Source organism: Helicobacter rappini, from assembly GCF_900198625.1.
Lineage (GTDB): Bacteria > Campylobacterota > Campylobacteria > Campylobacterales > Helicobacteraceae > Helicobacter_A > Helicobacter_A rappini.
Window position 1 is genome coordinate 60,710 of the sequence record NZ_FZPK01000011.1, and the last position, 20,891, is coordinate 81,600.

Below are 20,891 nucleotides of genomic sequence, written 5' to 3' on the forward strand. Positions count from 1 at the left end.
TAGAATCTATTCTATATAGATTCTGCAAAGCAGTGGGTTTTTCTGTAAAGTCATATTGGTATTGTGAGTATTGATGTAAGATGGTTTGCATTGATAGAGTTTATTTTACCCCACTTACCCATTTTTGTTCCCTTATTTTTAGCTAAAAGCATTAGAATCTTATTAAGCAGTTTTATCTAATAACCTTATTTGATTATATGCCATATAGCATTATTCTAAGCCTATACACATAAAATAACAATCTTTTGCATTAAATTAAAATGGATTTTGAGAAGCTATGCAATCTAAGACTAATGCGGCTAAATAATGTTGTGTTAAACCTCTTTTACAATACTCTAAAATCAATGTCTCAAAGTATTCTCTAGCTCCATAGATAAATCAACGCCTTCTGCTGGTGGAGGTGGAAAAAGTCTTGTCTCCATTTTGCGTAAAAAAGCAATCACAGAGCTATTATAGTCGCCATAAGGCGATTGAGACACCATATAAAGATAGGTAAGCTTGCCTCCTGCATCGATTCTAATGCGAACTTTCGCACTTGTGGCTGCTTGGTGAAAGCCCCCACTTTTTTGCCATTCACTCATTAGAATCTGCTCAATTTGGGCATACCACTTATCATATTTCTTTTTATCTTCAGCGTTACCAGAAAATTTGGGCTTTTCTAGCATGATTTTTGTTGTCATCGCTTGTTTAATATTTGTTTTAAGATTCTGTGTGGCTTGCTGCAGGGCTTTTGTGCTTTGCTCTAGGGCGAGTGCATTTTGTGTGAGTTGTGCTTGTTTTGCCTTTTGCGCTTCATCTCTTTGCTTCCTTGCCTCATCTAACTCTTTTTGACGCTTTGCTTCTTCTTCCTTGCGTATATCTTGTGAAGTCTTTGATGACACATTTGCAAACACATCAGCAAGATTCACTTCTTTTGGTTTCTCTTGTGCTTCCTTTGGCTTTTCTACTAATTTTTCTGGTGTTTTTTCTGCTAATGTTTGTTTTGGTGGCGTTGTTTCTTTTGGTATTTCTGCTTCTTGTTTTGCAATGGATTCTGTCATTTTTTCTTCTATTTGTTCTTGTGGAGTATTTTCTTGTGTCATTGCTTGTTGCAACTCTTGCAGGGCAGAATCTTCTTGTGGTGCAATATCGGCTAATTCAATACTTTCATTTGCTAGAATCTCTGCCATTACCGCCTCTTCTTCACCATATCGCACCTGCTCTTTATAGAATCTAAAGCCGCCAATAAGTAAAATCAGCATAAGCGCATAAATCAAAAAGGCTGCAAACCCACTTGCTACATGCAAAGATGGGCTATTTTTATGCATAACGACATCTTCTTTCATTGCGTTCCTAACGATACTTTAGTAAATCCGGCTTGTTTTAGCACAGCAAATATAGGCAAAACTTCGCCATAGTATAGATTCTTATCTGCATAAATATAGACTGATTGCGATTTATCATATCTATTTGCACGCAGTGAAAAGTTCTCTTTAAAACTCTCATAGGCAAACACATCTTTATCCACATGGATTTGCCTATCCTTATCGATACGCACAGAGAGTATAGGATTTATTTCTGCACGCTTACTCTTTGAGCCATCTGGTAGTTGTATATCCTCTCGATACACTATCGCTGGTGTTGTTACCATAAGGATTGCAAGTAAAACAAGCATAATATCAACAAGCGGAGTAATGTTTAACTCTGGTTTTTCTTCAAGCTCTAAATCATCCATTGACTTTTCCGCCCCATACAATATTGTTAGTTTTTTCTTGTGTGAAAGCCTCTTTAGTCCTATCAAAGCCATTATTATCCATATCAGTGGTAGCAGCAAGGGCTACATCAATTTGTGCTTGCAAACATACGCCAAGCACAGCAATCTTGCGTTTCAATATGAGATAGAAAGAATACGCAGGAATAGCACATAAAATGCCCCATGCAGTCGCTACAAGTGCCTTTGAAATAATAGGGGCAATCACCTCAAAAGTCGCCTGTCCTTGCGAACCTAAATGTGCAAACGCATCAAGGATTTCTGTAACTGTGCCAAACAAGCCGATAAATGGTGCAGTAGAGCTAACAATGCTTAAGAATGTAAGCCCACCACTCGCATTTTTTAGAATCTGACTTTTCCAAACTTGTAACATCTCTTTTGATAAAAGCCTATGCCCTTTTGAGCGTGCAAATACCGCACTTTGCGGAATGCTTATATCCTTTGATAATAATAAATCAAGCGAATAAGTTTCCCTATCTTGAATACCGCGTATCACAAACCATTTATAGATAAAAATCCATAATGTAGCAATCACATAAAGCGATAGCCAAAAAATAACAAGCAGAGTAATAACCCCACTTGTCTCAAAAAAGCTAACCAACGCACCCATACATTATCCTTAAAATAATTAGAATTAATCAAAGTCCATTACTAATAATCTAGGAATTATATACATAAATTGCGAATTTATAGAATCTTTACAAAATATTAAAGTTGAAAGCGGGTGATTATAGTTAATCTTACATTCAAAGCAAGTATCCAAGTATCATTGTTTGGCTTCTTGTGTGATTTTTAGAATCTAGTCTTATTGCAAAACACTATGCGAGAAACTTTTAATCATTTTTTGTATCTTAGTCATTCAAACATATAAGCAAAAATCATATTTAATATCCAGCTTAGGATCTGCAAAATCATTAAAGTTACGATAATTGTTAGATTTAAGATAGAATCCACTTTTTATAATACAATATTTTACAAGCAAAGGCATTCATGTTAGTTGATAGATTAAAGCCAATTATTGAGCGAAATGACGCATTAGCAGCCATGTTAAGCACTGAAGAAGTCATAAATGACATTGCGAAACTCACCGCATTAAGCAAGGAAAAAAGTGAAAGCGATGAGATAGTCGCGAAGGCAAAAGAGTATCTAAAAGTCCTTGATGACATTACTAGCAATAAGGCGTTATTAGAGGACAAAGAGCTAGGAGAGTTAGCCAAAGAGGAGCTAAAAGAGCTTGAAATAGCACAAAAAAACCTTGAAGATGAGATTAAGATTCTATTAATCCCAAAAGATCCAAATGATAAAAAGAATATCTATCTTGAGATTCGGGCTGGGACAGGTGGCGATGAAGCGGGGATTTTTGTGGGCGATTTGTTTAGTGCGTATTGTCGTTACGCAGATTCTAAGCAGTGGAAAGTAGAGATTATTAGCAGCAGTGAAAATTCAGTCGGCGGCTATAAAGAGATGATTGCCTTAGTGAAAGGTGATGGTGCATACTCAAGGCTAAAATATGAGGGTGGCACACATAGGGTGCAGCGCGTCCCAAAGACAGAATCACAAGGCAGAATCCACACTTCCGCAATAACTGTTGCCATCATGCCAGAAGTCGATTCACTAGAGATAAACATTAATCCAAATGATTTAAAAATCGATGTATTCCGCAGCGGTGGACATGGCGGTCAAAGTGTGAATACGACCGATTCTGCTGTGCGTATCACGCATATTCCAACGGGTATCAGTGTGTCTATGCAAGATGAAAAGTCTCAACATAAAAATAAGGATAAAGCCCTAAAGATATTGCAGGCAAGGTTGTATGAAGCCGAGCTTGAAGCACAAAATGCGCAAAATAGGGAATCAAGGAAAAACCAAGTCGGTAGTGGCGATAGGAGTGAAAGAATCCGCACCTATAACTATCCACAAAACCGCATGAGTGATCATCGCATAAACCTTACATTATATAGCCTTGAAGAGATTATGTTAAGTGGCGATTTAGATAAAGTGATAGACCCACTTATCGCACATGCACAAAGCCTTGCTTTATCGAACGCAAATGAAGCGTAGGTGATTTAGTAGCAAGCTTGCTTTAGCATAAGAAATGTTGTCTTTAAGCATTAATGCCATTGTTTTTTGTAATTTATGCTATAATACCCCACACTTCACAAAAAACCACAAATTAACACAAAAGGATACACATGGGATTACGAAAACTTATAAGAAAAACTTCTTGGTATAAAAACTATCAAGCAAAGAAAGAATCAAAAATGAGTGATGAAGAATACTTCATATACAGACATAAAAAAATCTTTGGCTATACACCAGACTTTAAAAATCCACAAACCTTTAATGAAAAAATCATTCATAGAATCTTATTTGATAGGAATCCAATATACACAGCCCTAGCAGATAAACTCAAAGCTAGAATCTATATAGCAACAATATTAAAAGACTTTAATGCCAACAATACACTAGACTCTAACAAAGATTCTAATACTCTAGTTTCTCACACCAATCATATAACTCATATAACNNCTAAATCAAAACAACACAGATTTACAAAATAACCCCACACTAAACACAACAACTTCTATTACCCCACAAACACAAAATAAAGAAAATGAAAGCATAGAAACTGCATATACCGACAATTCACAATCAATACAGAATTTAGATGCTGTAAATTACGCTCTAAAACCCGCACTCTACCTAAGTGGTTGAGTTGCAATCTTAGCAAAATAAAACACAAAAAACATGGAACATAAATAAAGCAAAGAATCTAAACTCATTTTAAGATTCTTAAAGTTTTGCATTCAAGCAAATAAATTTAATAAAAAGGATAGGTATGAAACAAGGTGATTTTACAGAAGTGGCAAAGCACTATCACAATCGTCCCGCATATAGTGTGATGCTTTTAGACAAGCTTATAAAATGTGTAAATGACACTAATAAGCCTTTAGATAAGCTAAGAGTAGTAGAAGTTGGTGCTGGCACGGGCAAACTTACAAAGATTCTAGCTGATGATTTTGGCATGAATATAAGAGCGGTTGAGCCAAATGACTCCATGAGAGAAGAAGGGAAGAGCTATACAAAAGATTCTAATATTTCATGGTATAAGGGTAGTGGTGAAGACACTGGTATAGAATCTAATAGTGCTGATTGGGTGATTATGGCAAGTTCATTTCACTGGACTGATCCTAAAAAGTCTTTGCCGGAGTTTGCTAGAATTTTAGATGATAATTATTATCATAATACAGCTAACAATGGGGGGGGGGGGGAGAGGCAAACCTTATCAAAATTCCTCTACACAAAACAAGGCGGCCTATTTTACAGCAATATGGAATCCGCGTCATATAGCAGAAGGCTCGATATTCCATGAGATTGAAACAGAAATTAAGAATATTGTTCCAGAGCTTACTCGTGTGAGTAGTGGGACACAAAATGTGAAAAAATGGGAAGAAATCCTTGTTTCAACAGGGCATTTCAAGGACTGCTTTTTTATGGAATGCGACTACCTAGAAGTAATGAGTAAAGAAAGGTATTTGGGTGCGTGGCATTCTGTAAATGATATTCAGGCACAAGCAGGACAAAAAAGATGGCAACAAATTCTTAGCATGATTGAATCTAAGATTGCAAATCTAGATGAGATTGCAATACCTTATAAGATTCGTGCGTGGAGTGTGCGTAAGGCATAAGTCGTTTGTTATCCTTATTTGTCTTGCTTTGTGCATAGATAGGTAAGGATAAAAACGATGGAAAAAATAGTAGAACAAGTATGGGATTACACAAAACATGCGAAATTTTATAGTTATAGACCAAATTATGCGCCAAAAAGCATTGATATGCTCACTTCTTTAGCAAAAGAGGGTAGGGCAAAGGCGAAAGTAGCAGATATTGGTGCGGGTAGTGGTAACTTGAGTATTATGCTTTTAGAGAGAGGCTTAGAAGTTGTAGCGGTTGAGCCAAATGATGCAATGCGTGAGATTGGGATAGAGAGAACGCAGGGTAAAAATATCACTTGGGTTAGGGCAACAGGTATAGATTCTACTTTACAAAGTGGCGAGTTTGATTATGTAACCTTTGGGAGTAGCTTTAATGTGATGGATAGAAACTTTGCCATGCAAGAAGCACATAGACTCTTAAAGCCAAATTGCTATTTTTCATGTATGTGGAATCATAGGGATTTGGCTGATCCTATACAAGAGAAGGCAGAAAGCGTGATTGTGAAATTTGTGCCAAACTATGATAGAGGTGTGAGACGGCAGGACCAAAGAGAGATTATAGAATCTAGAAAAGATTTATTTGACAATATTATCTATCTAGAGGAAGATTTCTACTTTCATCAAAGCATAGATAACTATATCAACGCATGGAAAAGTGTGAAAAATCCTTATTGGGATTTAGAGACAAGCGAGGGCAATGCTTTGTTTGAGAATATCAGCAATGCCATGCGTGAAGCCCTGCCAAGTGAGTTTAGCATAAAATATACGACAAGGTGCTGGAGTGCTAGAAAAGTGTAGGCTTAAAGAATTAATGTAAGGAATAATATGCAAAAATTAGAGTTTCAAAGTAAGGCAAAGAATCTTTATATGCTACAAAACAGGCTAAAGAATGCAGAGATTTTACCGCTTTTAATACTCACAAAAGAGGCAGTAAAGACGAATTTAGAAGAAGCCCTAAATCTGATAGAATCTTTTTGCAAGAGTGAGGGCATACAAAGACTTATTATCCGCAGTTCTTCACTAAGCGAAGATTCTAAACATACTTCAAATGCTGGAGCATTCCTTAGTATCGCAGATATTGTGGCACATGATAAGAAAGCTATTATTGAAGCATTACAAAAAGTAGCAGATTCTATGCCAAATAGTAACGATGAGATTCTAATCCAGCCATATTTACAACACATTAGTTTATGTGGCGTTGGCTTTAGTGTAGATAAAGACAATTTTAGTCCATATTATTGCATAGAATGCGATAGTAGTGGTTCAAGCAGCAGCATTACTGATGGAAGCAGTAAGGAGAAAATAAGCTATTTTCAGTATAGAGATATGCCCGATTTTACCCAAGATGGCATGTCTTTAGATACAAATACTTGGGGTTTAGAATCTAAATCTTGTCATGTTGAGTGCAGCGAAACATCTAATATAAAATCTCATCAAAGCTTAAATGATAAAATAGATTCAAATAAGGATATTTCGCCTTTTTCAAAGACTCAATATGACAAGAATCTGGATTCTATAAATTTTGCACCCTTGCACCCTGCACCCACCCAAGCGGCTGGGAATATAGAATCTACACCAACAGAGCACATAAACAAAACCGCAAATTCTAGCAGTTGCTCTATGGCTTTGGAGGCTTTGGCTGAATTAGAGGGTGGGAGTTATCTAAGCGATAATGACTATCCCTCCGATTCAGCTAATCGTTCAAATTGTATAGACAAGGGCGAATTTTTACGGAATCTAGATTCTACAAAATGCACAAAAGGTGGTTCTGCGGAAGTATCTTTAGGCAATTTTGCAGGTTGTGTAGATATTGCAACAAGGAGTTATCTAGACGATAATGACGCAGTTGCAATATCAAACTCCTGCAAAAGTGGCAAAGAGACAACGCAGTCAAACAAGAATCTAGAATCTAACAACAAAAGATTCAAGCAAATCATCTCTCTTATGCAAGAGTTAGAATCTCTCTTGCAATATAACTTCATTGACATTGAGTTTGCTTTTGCAAAGCCTTTTTCACAAGATATAAAAGAGACTTCTAATCGACTTGATTTAAAGCAAGACAGCATAAAACAAAAAGATTCTACGCAAGAATGCACCAAAGATTCTAAAAATAAATTAAATGATAATGAAACACTCTATCTTTTGCAAGTGCGACCTTTAGTAAAATCAAATATCAATCTCTTTAACGCATTGCCACAAGATGCCCTAACAAGACTTCAAAAAAGGCTTACAAGTTTCCTTAAAAAGACACCAAATGTGTTGGGTGATAGGGCTATTTTTGGCGTTATGCCTGATTGGAATCCAGCAGAAATCATTGGATTGCGTCCTAAGCGATTAGCCCTTAGCCTTTATAAAGAGATTGTAACAGATAATATTTGGGCGTATCAAAGAGATAATTATGGCTATAAAGCCTTGCATTCACACCCACTTATGCACTCTTTTTTGGGTATCCCCTATATTGATGTAAGGGCGTCTTTTAACTCATTTATACCAAAAGATTTAGATTCACGCATTGCTTCAAAACTTGCCAATTACTACTTGCAAAGACTAGATTCTAATCCACAATTCCACGATAAAGTGGAGTTTGAAATAGTCTTTTCATGTTATGATTTTAATACGCCAAATAGCCTTACAACACTTCTTAATCATGGCTTTAATAGCAATGAGATAAAAAGACTAGAGTTTGCTTTATTAGAGCTTACAAATCAAATTATTAACACAAAAAATGGCTATTACACAAAAGATTTAGAAAAAGTAGCAAAATTGCAAGATTCCTTTACTAAGATTAAAAACTCTGATTATTCCCTAATCGATAAAATCTATTGGAGTTTGCAGGAATGCAAAAGGCTTGGGACGCTGCCATTTGCAGGTATTGCTAGGGCTGGTTTTGTAGCGGTTTTGATGCTAAATTCTTTAGTTAGCATTGGCTTTTTAAGCGAAGATGAAAAGAATGCCTTTTTACATACACTAAATACGATAAGTAAGCAACTAGCAGAAAGCAGTATGAAACTAAATGCAGAAAATAAAGCAGCATTTTTAGAGAAATTTGGACATTTGCGTGCAGGAAGTTATGATATTTTAAGTCCGCGTTATGATGAGGATTTTGAGCGGTATTTTAACCTTGATAAATTGCATGAGATAGCACAACACATACCATTTTCTCTAAGCACAGATAGACTAGAAAAGCTAGATAGAATCTTAAAAGAGCATGGCTTAAAGATAGATTCTACTGAATTTTTCCATTTTCTAAAAATTGCGATTGAGGGAAGGGAGTATGCGAAGTTTGAGTTTAGCAAGCTTTTATCTTATACACTTGTTTTAATCGGCGAATTAGGGGAGCATTATGGCATTTCAAAAGAGGATATGGCACATCTTGATATACATGATATTTTATCGCTTTATGCTAGTCTGTATTCAAAAAGTCCAAAGCAAAAGCTTTTAGATTCTATCTCTCGTCATAAGGAAGAATATAATCTTACACTAGCGATTAAATTGCCACCTTTAATCACTACAAAAGAGCAAATTTTTGCCTTTCAGACACAACAGGTCATGCCAAACTTTATCACACAAAAGTCAATCACCGCACTAAAAGCCCTGCATACAGATTCTAACTTAGAGGGTAAAATCGTTTTGATTTATGCAGCAGATCCGGGCTTTGACTATCTTTTTACAAAAAATATTGCTGGATTTATCACTTGCTATGGTGGGGCAAACTCTCACATGGCAATAAGGGCTTCAGAGCAAAACATGCCAGCAGTTATTGGCGTAGGCGAAGAGCAGTATCAAAAGTATTGCAAAGCTGAAAGGATAATGATTGATTGTCAAAGCGAACAGATTATTTGTTTATAAATCCATGCCATAAATTAAGGTAAAGCATGAAAAAAAGATATATAGCGATTTCACAGCGACTTTATAGCATGAAAGAATATAATGAAATAAGAGAATCTTTAGCAATAGATTGGGGGCAGTTTTTTGCGATACAATTGCATGATTTTCTTATGTTGCCTTTAAGTTATAAGCAAGATATTGCCCCTTATTTGCCTGATATTGCGGGGGTTATACTTAGTGGTGGGAATGATTTAAGCGTTTGTAATGAGACGCCTTTGAATAAAGAAAGAGATATTTTTGAGACAAATCTTATAGATTTATGCATAAAAGATTCTATCCCTTTGCTTGGGGTCTGTCGTGGAGCACAAATGATCGCTTATTATTTTAACTCACAGATTACCCCTTGTAAAAATCATGTAGGGTTGCATGAAGTTACACAGAATTTAGAATCTCAACCATTTGGGCGGGTGCAGGGCGTAGGGGTGCAAGATAATGAGAATTTAGAATCTACTATTAAAGTAGGCGGGTTGCAAGTTTTAGAAAACAAGACAAAGAATCTAGATTTTGTAAATTACGCCCTAAACCCCGCAGCCCACCCAGATTTAAGAGAGAATCTAGAAACTACACAAAGATTTATCACAAACTCATTTCATAATTATGCTATTACAGAATTAGGCGATGGGCTTATAGCCTTAGCAATCAGCAGTGATACAAAAGATTACAGCATTGAATCTTTTAAGCATAAATCTCACAATATTTTTGGGATTATGTGGCACATAGAAAGAGAGAGGGGTATGGAAAATAGCGAAGTGTTTCAAAAATGGAAAAATACACTTTATGCAAACTCTAATAATAAGGATATAAAATGAAAGCAATCATTCTAGCAGCAGGATTTGGACAAAGGCTAATGCCCCTTACGCAAGATGTGCCAAAATGTATGGTGTGCTACAAGGATAAACGCATTATCGATTATGCTTTAAATGCAATGTTTGAGGCGGGGATAGAAGAGGTTTGCATTATTGGTGGATATAAATTTGATGTATTGCAAAAATATATAGAATCTAAAAGTTTAACAAATATAAGATTCTATAAAAATGAAAACTACGCAAACACAAATATGGTTACAACGCTCTTTTGTGCGAAGGAATTTTTACTTGAATGTGTAGAGAAAAGGCAGGATTTACTCGTATCTTACGCAGATATTGTGTATTTTAGCGATATTGTAAAAAAGCTTATGATATGTGATTATGACTTAGGTATCGTTGTAGATAAAGCATGGCGTAAGCTTTGGAGTTTGAGATTTGAAGATCCATTAAGTGATGCAGAGACTTTGAGGCTTTGTGGTGAAAAGATCATTGAATTAGGCAAAAAGCCAAAGGATTATAGCCAGATACAAGGGCAATACATTGGACTTTTTAGAATCTCACATAGCTTTCTAGCAAAAGTTATAGAGTGTTATGAGAATCTTGATAGGAATGCAGAATATGATTCTAAAGATTTTAACAACATGTATATGACAAGCTTTTTGCAGCTACTCATTGACACCTATCATAATGCTTATATGGTAGAGACTTTTGGGAATTGGTGTGAGATTGATTTTAAGAGCGATTTAGATATTGATTTTATAAGGGGTTAGCATGACAAAAAGCGGACTAATATTTATTACTGGACTTAGTGGCAGCGGGAAAAGCACATTAGCAAAAGCACTGATACAAAAAATCAATGAAGTTTATAATACAAAGGCGATTTTTCTTGATGGTGATAGTTTGCGTGAATGTGTAGGCAATACAGATTATAGTAAAGATGGCAGGGAAAAGATGTCAATGTATTATGTCCGCACAGCAAAAATGCTAGTAGAACAAGGCTTTATCGTGGTGTTAGCTACAATATCTATGTTTGAATCTATAAGGAAGTTTAATAGAGAGAATTTTACTCACTATCTTGAAGTATATCTCAATGTTAATGTAGATATTTTGCGGTTAAGAGATAGTAAGGGCTATTATAAAGATGGTGTCGATAATATGGCGTTTATGCAAGGCTTAGTTGCCCCAACACAAAGTGATTTAGTCTTTTATGATGATTTTGATAGCAAAAAAGCAATAGATGAGATAATAGAAAAGACACAAGGGTTTTGAGTGTAATGCGTATTTTCATGTAGAACCCTATGACATCAAAAACATTGAGCATACGATATATTAGTTCGTTATGGATCTCTTTGATAATCCGATGTAATGTGTATATGAAATAGAATATAGAAGCCCAGATTCTCAAAAAACACAAAAATATCTGCGAGATATATTTGACTTAGAAAGCCATAGCTTTAGCTTTGTTATGAATGATTTTTAATGTTTTACAATGGTGCAATCCAAAATCATCTAGATAAGCGAGTGAAATGAGATTATAAAATTCACACAAAGCACAGAGAAAGACAAGCAAAATAGACACAAAATCTAGCAATTTGGCATTCTGCGACTTTGTATTATTGCCAATTATTTTATTTCTTCGGGTAGCAAAAACGATAACCGCGTCTTCTCACCGTCTCAATTGTATTAATATTTAATGGCTTATCCATTCTTTGTCGTATTTGATTGATTGCTACCTCAATAACATTAGGCGTTACAAGCTCTGGCTCGTCCCAAATCGCATTTAATAATTGATCTTTTGATACGATTTGATCTCTTTGTCGTGCAAGATGCGTAAGCACTTCAAATGGCTTACCTTTTACTTCGATATCTTTACCTTTAAAAGTAATCCTTTCTTCATCTGGGATAATGACTATATCCCCAATCTCTATAAGATTAGAATCTGTAAGTTTTAGTCTGGCTTGAATCCTTGCTAATAAGACTTCATTATCAAATGGACATGAGAGATAATCATCGGCACCAAATTTAAAAGACTGGACCTCGTGCTTTGGCTCATTGTCTCCAAGTATAATGACTGGAACTTTTGGATATTTGCCCTTGACAATAGATATAATGTCTTGCGCCCCACCATCTGAAAGCTGCCACCCACCAAGCACAATATCATAACTACGCACACTAATGTGATATTCCCCATCTTTCACATTTTGTGCCAAATCAACTTGATAGTTTTTCTTACCCAACTCCCTTGATATGCTATCTAACACATCTTTCTTACTATATACAACTAAAATACGCATAAAAGTCTCCTAGCAAAAAGTCTTGTAATTATAGCATTATTTAATCTAACCTTAAACTTTTTTTATAAAAATATTAAGCATAAATTAAATAATTCTTAATAGTTTTATAAGCTAACTTATAAAATTGATTTGATTATAAGAATCTATCGTGCAAGGCTATTAAAATAAAGAGGGTTATCAAACCATAGAATGCAAGCTGCATGGAGTAAATTTCATGATTTTATGCTACAATTTGGCTTTTTAACCTGATAACTCAAAACAACTAAAACATTACGAGGGTGGCGTGAAAGTATCTAAGATATTAAAATCTTGCTTTTTTATTTTTATATTTATCGGCTTTATAGATACCGCATTAGCCGCTCCAGCAGATAATCAGCTAAAGCTGAATGGTGTGCCTATACCTTCAGTTGATTTAAGTATTAATCCACCAAGCACACCAACGCAGCTTGTTACCACGCTAAATATTGTTGTATTACTCACCCTTTTAATACTTGCCCCATCTCTTGTGCTAATGATGACGAGCTTTACGCGTATTTTAATCGTGCTGGGCTTTTTACGCACTGCATTAGGCACACAGCAGTCCCCGCCAACGCAAGTATTAGTTAGCCTTGCTATGATTCTTACTTTTTTTATTATGGAGCCTGTAATAAAAGACGCCTATAATGTGGGTATAAAGCCATATATGGAAGAAAAAATCGGCTATGAAGAAGCCTTTGAAGAGACCATGCGTCCATTCAAAAAATTTATGCTTATGAATACTCGCCATAGTGATATTGCATTATTTTATAAGATACGCAATGAAGAGCCACCACAAATGGATAATATTACGACAAAAGAGCAATTTGAAGCCCTGATAGATAAGGTTTCGCTTAGTATTATCTTGCCATCATTTATGATTAGTGAGCTAAAAACTGCTTTTCAAATCGGCTTTTTATTGTATTTACCATTCTTAGTTATTGATATGGTTATTGCTTCGGTGCTTATGGCTATGGGTATGATGATGTTGCCGCCTGTCATGATTTCATTGCCATTTAAGATTCTCATTTTTGTGCTTGTTGATGGGTTTAATTTGCTGATATGGAATCTCGTTCGATCTTTTAATTATTCTTAATTATACATGCAAGTGTGCTAAAATCATTTTGAATGTTAAGAATATATTGTAAAAAATATGTTATAATTGCAGAGATTATATTAAATTTACTTAGGAGCTTTGATGACACAAGAAGAGTTAGATTCTCTTATGGCACAAGACGCAGATTCTTTGGGTGAAGGCTTAGATGATGTGCAGACAGAAGATACAAAAGAAGAAATTAAAGCCGAGTTTGTAGATCCAAACTCATATAAGCCAGAAGCCGATAAGAAATGGCCACCACCACCACCAACAGAGGAACACAAAGTCGTTCATCAGCTTGATGATGTAACTAGAGACTCTGAAGTGAAAATGACAGAAGTTTTCGATCAAATTGATAATATCGGATCGCTTGCTACTTCAATCGAAAAAGATTCTAAAAAAATCAAAGAGTATCTCAAAGCCCAAGAAGAAATGCTTGTTACACTTGTTGAAAGCTTCCCTAAAATTAAGGCATTTGGCGCTTCGCTGGAGCAAACAAAAGAAATTGCAAAGGTGAATGATAATATTAAAAATTCTGCTATGGATTGTAATGACGCATGTATGCAAGCTATGGATATTATGCAGTATCAAGATATTCATAGACAAAAGATAGAGCGTGTTATCAATGTAATGCGTGCATTAAGCCAGTATATGAATTCTCTCTTTGAAGGTAGGGGTGATGATTCTAAACGCGTGGCATCAGCTACATATATTGCGGGTGATAGCCATGATGAAGTTGCGAGTGAAAGTGATATTGAAGCACTCATTGCATCTTTTGGACAAAAATAATAGATTTTGATTTTTGAATATCTACCCACAAATATCACACAAGATGTAGAGCGTTTGTGTTTAGTATGCAATGCTTTGCCGATCACACATATTCTTATCCCATCAAACCCAGTTTCAAAGCCATATCCAGATTCTCTAAGCATTGTTGCTACACTGCGGGATTTAGTAAGACAAACTAAAACGCTAAAGCGTATCCATTTTATACCAACAATAAAGACTAGCCTACATACCGCAGAATCCTTGCAAAGTGCATTTTTAACATTAGAATATCTTAATATATCTCATGCGGCAATTATTAGCGGCGACACAACACTATCTTATCCACTCACCACCCATAATGCCCTCGAGATTCTAAAAGATACGCAAAAAAAATCTACTTTTTTAAGACAACTTCAAATTTATTGTGCTTTAGAGTCAAAGATATCATTGCGTAATAGCCATGGATTATGCAAAAAGATTCAATATGGTGTGCAAAATTTCATTACACAACCTTTTTATCATGCACAAAACACACGAGAAAATAAGTCACAAATACACAATAACACACCCTATTTTTTGCCACAGATAACAAAAGATTTTAAAACTTTTTACTCTTTTTATAAGAATCTCATACAAATATACACAAAAAATAATCTAAGCCTTGCTTCATCGCAAAACAAAATACAAATATATTGTGGCTTTCTCCCACTCTCTCATGCAAGACAAGCCCACACTATCCATGCTAAAAATCTTGGCATATCTATACCCACTTCCTATATCAACGCAATAGACAATAACGCAAACGAAGCAAATCGCAATCTTTTTAAGGCTATGCGACAATATAATCTAAGCCTTAGTTATCTATCGTTTAGTGATATAGAAAAACTTTTAGACTATGCCAACTAAGCAAACTAACATTTTATATGTTCGACATTATAAAAAATATTATAAAATGGGATTTTTAGTTTGTTGCACCTGATACTTATTATAGATCGATATTTTAAAGGGGTTTTTATGAGAATAGTATTATTATCCAGTATCTTTGTGTTTAGTTGCTTATATGCAAAATGTGATTGTCTTTGTGTAAATGGCAATGTAGAAGCAATATGCAGTAATGCCTATGAAGTTCGTCCTGTATGCACACCCAGAGTATGCCCTATCCCTCCACCGAGTCTAGAACCTTTAGAATCTCCACAACTCCCACCTTTAGGCACAACTTCATGCCATCAAGCACAAGTATATAATGAATCTACAAGGCAATATGAGTGGCAGAGAGTTTGTGAATGATTGCTATGATGTTGCTTAATCCTATATTTATGGACGAAATGCATAGTATAGTCAATACAATTCAATATTGGGGTAAGAGATGGTTGAGAGGTTTTTTGAGCATAAATCGTAAATACTTCATATTTGCAAATTAAGATAGGGATACTTAATTATTATGCATACATAAGGATTAGCCAATGTAAAAAGATTCTAATTCTGTATTTTACCAGTGAATATGTCAATAAGACCTTATGCAATCTATCACATAAAAGTTATCATCAGACAATAATAGCCTTGCAGATTTTACTAGACATAATATTGGTGCATTAAACTACAAAAAAGCATATCCAGTTTTTGGCTCAATAAATATCATCATATTGCCCACAAGAATTCTTTGTAAGCTATTTGGTGTATGTAGTCTCTGTCCGCATAATACTTTGCTAAAATCATCAAAGTAGAAGCGAAAAGTATCTCTTTCTTGACAAGTAGTGGGGGATTGCAGTGTTAAAGTTTGCAATCTTGTGCTTTCATGTAGTCTAAAATCAAAAAGTGCATTATCCTTGCAAAATCCTGTGATATTTGTGTTGTTATAACCGCTCAAACATTGTGTCGTGCCAATATGCAATGCGACAATATCGCCTGCAAGGGGACGCTTATCAAAGTCAGTCGTATTTGCAAAACGCGGCGTATCCCTGTAAATTGACAGACTATTTTTTGTATAAATCCCACTTGTATGAAATTGTAACTGCCAATAAAAAGGTGCATTATTTTGCAACAATCGTTTAGAATCTACACGAGCAAATGAATAAATATCGCCAAATCCTATGTAGCCTAATTTTGAGTGATCGATTAAAGATAACATTCTTGTATGTTTTATCGCATAAAGCGTAGTGAGAGCTGCCCTTGTATTATTTGGCAGAGAAAAAGAATAGGCAAACCAAGCACTTGAAGCAAGTATGCTTACAATAAGCAGTGAATATAGAATCTCTATGAGCTTCATAATAATCCACTATTCCATTATTTCGAAATTAAGAACTTTAGAAAAATACAATAATTAATACACGAACCATTCTTTTTTCAATTTATTTAATACATCAATTTCTTTTTTTAGTGCCATAACTTGTTCATCAACTGCTGCAAACAAACTCATATTTAAATGCTCTGGCATATCCAAACTACCGCGTTTAATCATAATGTAATCCTCAAGGCTAATCTTTGCCATATTTAATGCGATCGTAATCTCATCTTGAATATTTTCAATGTTTTTTATGATTTGATTAATGCGTTCAAACATATTTTCCCCTTTAAGAAACTTTGCATTATTGTAACAAGTTTTTGTCAAATAAATATCGCATATAAGCACTATGAAAATATATCATAATTAATATTGTGTTATCCATTCGGTATGATAGGGACATGGTAAAATTCAATTTTTACAATAATCGCCGATTATGAACTCTGTTTGCTATTGTGTTAAACATAATGCAAAATGTCTCTCTAAAAAATGCTGCCTTATGTTTAAAGTCAAGCTTTTTGGAGATTATATAGAATCTAGCGGTTGGTATATTAAACGCAGGAAAATCTCTAGCTGAGAGTATAAAAGAGATATTTTGCCTAATGCTCAACATACATTAGGAAACTAGATTTTAAGGGCATTACTTTATAGAAAGGAACAAACATGAAAAATATTTTGAAATGCATGATTGCAAGTGTTATGATATGGAGTGGTGTGCTTTATGCGGGGACACCTTATGCACCAGATTTTTCACTAAATTCACATGTTTTACAAGAGCCACCAGCTTTAATGCAAAATCATACAACTGGTTTGCCAGAAAGCTGGGAGTATTATGCCACAAAAACACCAGAGCAAAATGTGCTTATGCCTACCATGCCTGTAATTATGGAAATTTGTGCTATTGCTGATGCGACCCATTATGTTTATCCTACAAAAGAGGCTTTAATGCAAGGATGTCGCAGGGGTGATAGCGGCTTATTACATCTTGTGCTTCAACCCTATCAATATTCGCCTACATTACACACTTTAGAATCTATACACCTTATGCCTAGCACAAGGCAGACTTACATATATCCGCAAATAGTAATCTATTATAAGCTTGATGAGAGAGACCAAAATATCCTTACAAGTATAGAGTTAGGCGATTTCTATGATAAAAACGGCAGTATTATTATCAATGGAGAAACTTTTCAGTATAGTCAAGATGTTATGCATGCCTTTCATAAACTTATTTATGAAATAAGTGATGCGATGTATCTACCAGAAACTTTTCATGTAACGCAATATCATAACTCGCTACACTAGAGCAAAGTAAGATGTATGCTTATTCAAGGTGTTAAAAGTTTAGGAATAAGTTTTGCTTTGATAGTCTTTAGAATTTAAAAATGGAGTTTTTCATGGCTATCAATGTAGATGGAGCGCCTATTATATTGCAAAAAATACCAGTAGCAAACGATTCTTTAAAGTTTGCAGATATACAAAAGACTTTTAGCATTATTGATGAGATTCCCACCACTGATATTGTAGCCACAGAAGATGATCCAGCGTATGATACACAAGTAAATGACATGCTAAACACGCTGAAAGCCTTGCAGGTTGCAAGAAAAAGCTTAAGCGATGTGCAAAGCATTGCAAAAGATATAAAGAGTAATTATAAAACAGAGAAAAATGATGCTTGGGCGCCAGTCGATGATACAATGTTGCAACAACGCTATGAGGCAACACAGCAAATTAAAGATATTTTAAGTAAAGCAACGCTGAATCATAAAAATGTTTTTACAATGGATTATGCAAAAGATGGGATTATCCTTGATTTAGGGAAAAAGGATATGAGTGCGTTGAATTTGCGAGATGAGCACTCTATCAATATATTTTCTGATAATATCGATCGTTTAAGCAGACAGATAGAAGAAAATGTCCAAAAGCTACAAGAAAAAATTGATAAGATTAATAAAAGCAGATGGCTGTCTATGGAAAATTTGCGTAATGTGCGTTTGCAGCAAAAAGAGGTAAATGCAGGACTCAAAGCAGCCCAAGCAACCCCAAGCTTAGCAAGTGCATTAGCAGAAATAGCACAACAACAGGCTACACCAAGCATTTCAGCAAATTCTGCAACACCAAATACTGCAAATACAAGCCAAGATAGTGAGACATTAACACAAGATTCAAATAAGACAAAAAGCCTTACACCGCAAGATAGCACAGAATCTAATGCTAAAAATACAGAAGATACAATCGCTACGCTAGATGATACTCAATCTAGCACCGATTCTAATACAACAGAATCTGATACTGCGAAATCTAAAAATACAGAACCTAATAATAGCACGAATGCTACCAGCACAGAATCTACAAAAGAAGATTCTAATATCTCTAAAGAATCTAGCGAAAAAAGTTTGAGTAATGAAGTCAAAGAAGAAGGGAGTGTTGCAAGCACAGCAACACAAGATTCTAAGACAAAAGATTCTAAAGAAGAAGTAGTTGCAAAAGTAGATGATAGCAGCACAAATAAGCAAGATAGCACAGAAACAACGAGTGCTGCAACAGAATCTACAAAAGAGACGCCCACAAAAGATGAGACTAAGCAAGATTCACAAAACAAACAGACTGACACTCAAGCTGATAATACAGACGACAAGGAAACTAGTAGTAATGAAAACAAAATTGCAACACAAGATTCTGTAAAGCAAGATTCCACAAAAATAGATGCTGAACAAAAGGGCGATTCTGTAGAATCCACAAACAATAAAGCAAATGATGCAAAAGAAAAAGTTGCTAACACAGAAACAAAAGACAATACCGCACCAAACAAAACTGCAGAAGAAGAAAATAAAGAACAAGTCGTTGATGTGTTTGTATAATGAGTGAATATCATAAACTTTATCGCAAAAATAGATTCTAATATGATATTAATGGAATCTTATATACTTATTTGGCAATCCCTACATAAACATACTAGAATAAATACACTTTTTGGCAAAAATAGCACAACAAAAGGGCTAAAATGATATATCAATACATGGATTCCAAAGCACAAGAATATGCGGTCTTTGATCCCAAAAGAGCAAAAAAGCTATTTTTATTGTTGCAGCCTCATTTGCGTTTGAATAGCTATAATATCCATATTATTGGCACAAATGGCAAAGGTAGCACAGGGAGATTTATCACACAAAGCATTATAGAATCTGGATATAAAGTTTTGCATTTTACATCACCGCATGTATTTGATTTTAGAGAGAGATTCTATACAAATAGCGGTATTGCAAATAATGGCATTGTAAGCATTCAAGCATTACTTGACGCACATAATTTTTTACAGCAATTTTCTTTTATGCAAGAAGCTAGTTACTTTGAATACGCTACATTTTTAGCACTTGTTTTGGGGCAAGATTGTGATTATCTTGTGATGGAAGCCGGGGTTGGCGGTGAGTTTGATAGCACTTCTATTTTACGCTATGATATAAGCATTTTTACTCGCATAGGACTTGATCACAAAGAAATGCTAGGTAACACCTTAGAATCTATCGCATTAACAAAACTTCGTGCGGCACAGGGTGATATTTTTACACATTTTCAAGAAAAAAAGGTGTTAAAACTCATAGAAAATATAAAAAATATCAGTGTTTATGTCAATGATACGGAGCTAAAGCGTATCCTGCCACAAAGTATTACTTATTTATGTGAAGAGGATTTGCATACAGAAGAGATAAAGACTTATAATAATATACATAAGATTCCATATTTTTTACTAGAGAATCTAGCTCTAGCTTCTCTTGTGCTAAGAAGACTCAATATTCCCTTACTGAAAAATAAGCTAGACATTATCGGCAGATTCCATGCTATATTGCCAAATGTTGTCGTTGATGTAGGACATAATACTATGGCAGCAAATGCTGCTATTTCTGCCGCAAAATCATATTTTAACAATATGCCCTTTGTGCTTATTTACAATAGCTATAAAGACAAAGAGATTAGAGAAATTCTAAGTATTTTTAAAGAACATATTATTGAAATAATAATTTTTATGGTAGAAAATCCGCGCATAATAGATTTTAAAGAAATGGAAAATATTTTAGATTCCATGTCTATACCTTATAGCTTTTTTTGCCCATATAAAACTAAACTTGACTTATTGCCAAAAAAATTGATAGAATCAGAGAAAGTTTTACGCAAAGATAACAAATACTTAATTTTTGGAAGCTTTTCACTTGTGGAGCAGTTTTTGCTGTGGTTTAATGACACGCATGGAAAGCAATGCTATGATGGGTAGTAGGTAG

The 20,891-nt window shown here is 34.9% G+C and carries 20 protein-coding genes and 1 pseudogene; 15 read left to right on the forward strand and 6 right to left on the reverse strand.

From position 1 onward, the window contains the following. Nucleotides 1–341: 341 nt before the first annotated feature. The 3 genes from C6H17_RS03115 to C6H17_RS03125 are packed head-to-tail and all read right to left on the reverse strand — an operon-like array spanning nucleotide 342 to nucleotide 2,360. On the reverse strand, nucleotides 342–1,325 hold the full coding sequence (locus C6H17_RS03115; protein ID WP_020995947.1) for a TonB C-terminal domain-containing protein: 984 nt from the start codon (nucleotides 1,323–1,325) through the stop codon (nucleotides 342–344). Continuing rightward, entirely contained in the window at nucleotides 1,322–1,714 is a 393-nt protein-coding gene (locus C6H17_RS03120) for a biopolymer transporter ExbD (RefSeq protein ID WP_005217925.1), read from the reverse strand. Before C6H17_RS03120 ends, C6H17_RS03115 begins: the two co-directional genes overlap by 4 nt. Further along, nucleotides 1,707–2,360: a MotA/TolQ/ExbB proton channel family protein gene (locus tag C6H17_RS03125; RefSeq protein WP_004086741.1), complete on the reverse strand. Its 654-nt coding sequence runs from the start codon at nucleotides 2,358–2,360 to the stop codon at nucleotides 1,707–1,709. The genes C6H17_RS03120 and C6H17_RS03125 overlap by 8 nt, the downstream gene beginning before the upstream one ends. Before the next feature lie 380 nt (nucleotides 2,361–2,740). Here C6H17_RS03125 and prfA point away from each other — a divergent pair, with 380 nt between their 5' ends. The 8 genes and pseudogenes from prfA (at nucleotide 2,741) to C6H17_RS03165 (ending at nucleotide 11,429) form a co-directional block, all read left to right on the forward strand. Beyond that, the gene (prfA, locus tag C6H17_RS03130; RefSeq protein WP_005217923.1) at nucleotides 2,741–3,811 is read left to right on the forward strand and encodes a peptide chain release factor 1; all 1,071 of its coding nucleotides are present in this window, start codon (nucleotides 2,741–2,743) and stop codon (nucleotides 3,809–3,811) included. A 131-nt stretch (nucleotides 3,812–3,942) separates the two neighbouring features. After that, nucleotides 3,943–4,311 (forward strand): hypothetical protein, encoded by a 369-nt coding sequence (locus tag C6H17_RS03135; protein ID WP_104731334.1) that lies wholly within the window; start codon nucleotides 3,943–3,945, stop codon nucleotides 4,309–4,311. A 278-nt stretch (nucleotides 4,312–4,589) separates the two neighbouring features. Then, a pseudogene (locus C6H17_RS03140) lies at nucleotides 4,590–5,439 on the forward strand (class I SAM-dependent methyltransferase). A gap of 57 nt (nucleotides 5,440–5,496) precedes the next feature. Then, a complete protein-coding gene (locus tag C6H17_RS03145) occupies nucleotides 5,497–6,264 on the forward strand; it encodes a class I SAM-dependent methyltransferase (RefSeq protein ID WP_005217920.1) in 768 nt (255 codons plus the stop codon). A 27-nt stretch (nucleotides 6,265–6,291) separates the two neighbouring features. Then, nucleotides 6,292–9,315: a PEP-utilizing enzyme gene (locus C6H17_RS03150; protein ID WP_005217919.1), complete on the forward strand. Its 3,024-nt coding sequence runs from the start codon at nucleotides 6,292–6,294 to the stop codon at nucleotides 9,313–9,315. A gap of 26 nt (nucleotides 9,316–9,341) precedes the next feature. Next, the gene (locus tag C6H17_RS03155) at nucleotides 9,342–10,163 is read left to right on the forward strand and encodes a gamma-glutamyl-gamma-aminobutyrate hydrolase family protein (RefSeq protein WP_005217918.1); all 822 of its coding nucleotides are present in this window, start codon (nucleotides 9,342–9,344) and stop codon (nucleotides 10,161–10,163) included. After that, nucleotides 10,160–10,930 carry a sugar phosphate nucleotidyltransferase gene (locus C6H17_RS03160; RefSeq protein ID WP_005217917.1) on the forward strand — a complete coding sequence of 257 codons (771 nt, stop codon included), beginning with the start codon at nucleotides 10,160–10,162 and terminating at the stop codon, nucleotides 10,928–10,930. Before C6H17_RS03155 ends, C6H17_RS03160 begins: the two co-directional genes overlap by 4 nt. Nucleotide 10,931: 1 nt before the next feature. Continuing rightward, the gene (locus C6H17_RS03165; protein WP_005217916.1) at nucleotides 10,932–11,429 is read left to right on the forward strand and encodes an adenylyl-sulfate kinase; all 498 of its coding nucleotides are present in this window, start codon (nucleotides 10,932–10,934) and stop codon (nucleotides 11,427–11,429) included. 359 nt (nucleotides 11,430–11,788) lie between these two features. Here the strand turns inward: C6H17_RS03165 and hsrA are convergent, their stop codons facing one another. Continuing rightward, complete coding sequence (gene hsrA / locus C6H17_RS03170; RefSeq protein WP_005217914.1) at nucleotides 11,789–12,454, reverse strand: homeostatic response regulator transcription factor HsrA; 666 nt, start codon at nucleotides 12,452–12,454, stop codon at nucleotides 11,789–11,791. Between the two features lie 283 nt (nucleotides 12,455–12,737). On the opposite strand from hsrA, the gene fliP reads away from it, so the two are divergent. The 4 genes from fliP (at nucleotide 12,738) to C6H17_RS03190 (ending at nucleotide 15,620) form a co-directional block, all read left to right on the forward strand. Further along, on the forward strand, nucleotides 12,738–13,565 hold the full coding sequence (fliP, locus tag C6H17_RS03175) for a flagellar type III secretion system pore protein FliP (protein ID WP_005217910.1): 828 nt from the start codon (nucleotides 12,738–12,740) through the stop codon (nucleotides 13,563–13,565). 102 nt (nucleotides 13,566–13,667) lie between these two features. Then, complete coding sequence (locus C6H17_RS03180) at nucleotides 13,668–14,354, forward strand: hypothetical protein (RefSeq protein WP_004086765.1); 687 nt, start codon at nucleotides 13,668–13,670, stop codon at nucleotides 14,352–14,354. A gap of 6 nt (nucleotides 14,355–14,360) precedes the next feature. Next, nucleotides 14,361–15,239 carry a hypothetical protein gene (locus tag C6H17_RS03185; RefSeq protein WP_005217908.1) on the forward strand — a complete coding sequence of 293 codons (879 nt, stop codon included), beginning with the start codon at nucleotides 14,361–14,363 and terminating at the stop codon, nucleotides 15,237–15,239. A 108-nt stretch (nucleotides 15,240–15,347) separates the two neighbouring features. Next, on the forward strand, nucleotides 15,348–15,620 hold the full coding sequence (locus C6H17_RS03190) for a hypothetical protein (RefSeq protein ID WP_004086770.1): 273 nt from the start codon (nucleotides 15,348–15,350) through the stop codon (nucleotides 15,618–15,620). Between the two features lie 310 nt (nucleotides 15,621–15,930). Here the strand turns inward: C6H17_RS03190 and C6H17_RS03195 are convergent, their stop codons facing one another. After that, nucleotides 15,931–16,599 carry a hypothetical protein gene (locus C6H17_RS03195; protein WP_005217907.1) on the reverse strand — a complete coding sequence of 223 codons (669 nt, stop codon included), beginning with the start codon at nucleotides 16,597–16,599 and terminating at the stop codon, nucleotides 15,931–15,933. A 54-nt stretch (nucleotides 16,600–16,653) separates the two neighbouring features. Next, nucleotides 16,654–16,893, reverse strand: coding sequence for a DUF2443 family protein (locus C6H17_RS03200; RefSeq protein ID WP_005217906.1), 240 nt, complete (start codon nucleotides 16,891–16,893; stop codon nucleotides 16,654–16,656). A gap of 384 nt (nucleotides 16,894–17,277) precedes the next feature. On the opposite strand from C6H17_RS03200, the gene C6H17_RS03205 reads away from it, so the two are divergent. From C6H17_RS03205 to C6H17_RS03215, 3 genes are all read left to right on the forward strand, one after another. Further along, nucleotides 17,278–17,919, forward strand: coding sequence for a hypothetical protein (locus C6H17_RS03205; RefSeq protein WP_005217905.1), 642 nt, complete (start codon nucleotides 17,278–17,280; stop codon nucleotides 17,917–17,919). A 92-nt stretch (nucleotides 17,920–18,011) separates the two neighbouring features. After that, nucleotides 18,012–19,475, forward strand: coding sequence for a hypothetical protein (locus C6H17_RS03210; protein ID WP_020995950.1), 1,464 nt, complete (start codon nucleotides 18,012–18,014; stop codon nucleotides 19,473–19,475). Nucleotides 19,476–19,618: 143 nt separating this feature from the next. Beyond that, nucleotides 19,619–20,884 carry a Mur ligase family protein gene (locus C6H17_RS03215; protein WP_020995951.1) on the forward strand — a complete coding sequence of 422 codons (1,266 nt, stop codon included), beginning with the start codon at nucleotides 19,619–19,621 and terminating at the stop codon, nucleotides 20,882–20,884. The last annotated feature ends 7 nt before the right edge of the window (nucleotides 20,885–20,891 follow it).

What these genes read in the sequence shown, in the direction of transcription:
- C6H17_RS03115 (WP_020995947.1), bottom strand. Translation starts at nt 1,325, where the DNA reads ATGAAAGAAGATGTCGTTATGCATAAAAATAGCCCATCTTTGCATGTA.
- C6H17_RS03120 (WP_005217925.1), bottom strand. Translation starts at nt 1,714, where the DNA reads ATGGATGATTTAGAGCTTGAAGAAAAACCAGAGTTAAACATTACTCCG.
- C6H17_RS03125 (WP_004086741.1), bottom strand. Translation starts at nt 2,360, where the DNA reads ATGGGTGCGTTGGTTAGCTTTTTTGAGACAAGTGGGGTTATTACTCTG.
- prfA (WP_005217923.1), top strand. Translation starts at nt 2,741, where the DNA reads ATGTTAGTTGATAGATTAAAGCCAATTATTGAGCGAAATGACGCATTA.
- C6H17_RS03145 (WP_005217920.1), top strand. Translation starts at nt 5,497, where the DNA reads ATGGAAAAAATAGTAGAACAAGTATGGGATTACACAAAACATGCGAAA.
- C6H17_RS03150 (WP_005217919.1), top strand. Translation starts at nt 6,292, where the DNA reads ATGCAAAAATTAGAGTTTCAAAGTAAGGCAAAGAATCTTTATATGCTA.
- C6H17_RS03155 (WP_005217918.1), top strand. Translation starts at nt 9,342, where the DNA reads ATGAAAAAAAGATATATAGCGATTTCACAGCGACTTTATAGCATGAAA.
- C6H17_RS03160 (WP_005217917.1), top strand. Translation starts at nt 10,160, where the DNA reads ATGAAAGCAATCATTCTAGCAGCAGGATTTGGACAAAGGCTAATGCCC.
- C6H17_RS03165 (WP_005217916.1), top strand. Translation starts at nt 10,932, where the DNA reads ATGACAAAAAGCGGACTAATATTTATTACTGGACTTAGTGGCAGCGGG.
- hsrA (WP_005217914.1), bottom strand. Translation starts at nt 12,454, where the DNA reads ATGCGTATTTTAGTTGTATATAGTAAGAAAGATGTGTTAGATAGCATA.
- C6H17_RS03180 (WP_004086765.1), top strand. Translation starts at nt 13,668, where the DNA reads ATGACACAAGAAGAGTTAGATTCTCTTATGGCACAAGACGCAGATTCT.
- C6H17_RS03190 (WP_004086770.1), top strand. Translation starts at nt 15,348, where the DNA reads ATGAGAATAGTATTATTATCCAGTATCTTTGTGTTTAGTTGCTTATAT.
- C6H17_RS03195 (WP_005217907.1), bottom strand. Translation starts at nt 16,599, where the DNA reads ATGAAGCTCATAGAGATTCTATATTCACTGCTTATTGTAAGCATACTT.
- C6H17_RS03200 (WP_005217906.1), bottom strand. Translation starts at nt 16,893, where the DNA reads ATGTTTGAACGCATTAATCAAATCATAAAAAACATTGAAAATATTCAA.
- C6H17_RS03205 (WP_005217905.1), top strand. Translation starts at nt 17,278, where the DNA reads ATGAAAAATATTTTGAAATGCATGATTGCAAGTGTTATGATATGGAGT.
- C6H17_RS03210 (WP_020995950.1), top strand. Translation starts at nt 18,012, where the DNA reads ATGGCTATCAATGTAGATGGAGCGCCTATTATATTGCAAAAAATACCA.
- C6H17_RS03215 (WP_020995951.1), top strand. Translation starts at nt 19,619, where the DNA reads ATGATATATCAATACATGGATTCCAAAGCACAAGAATATGCGGTCTTT.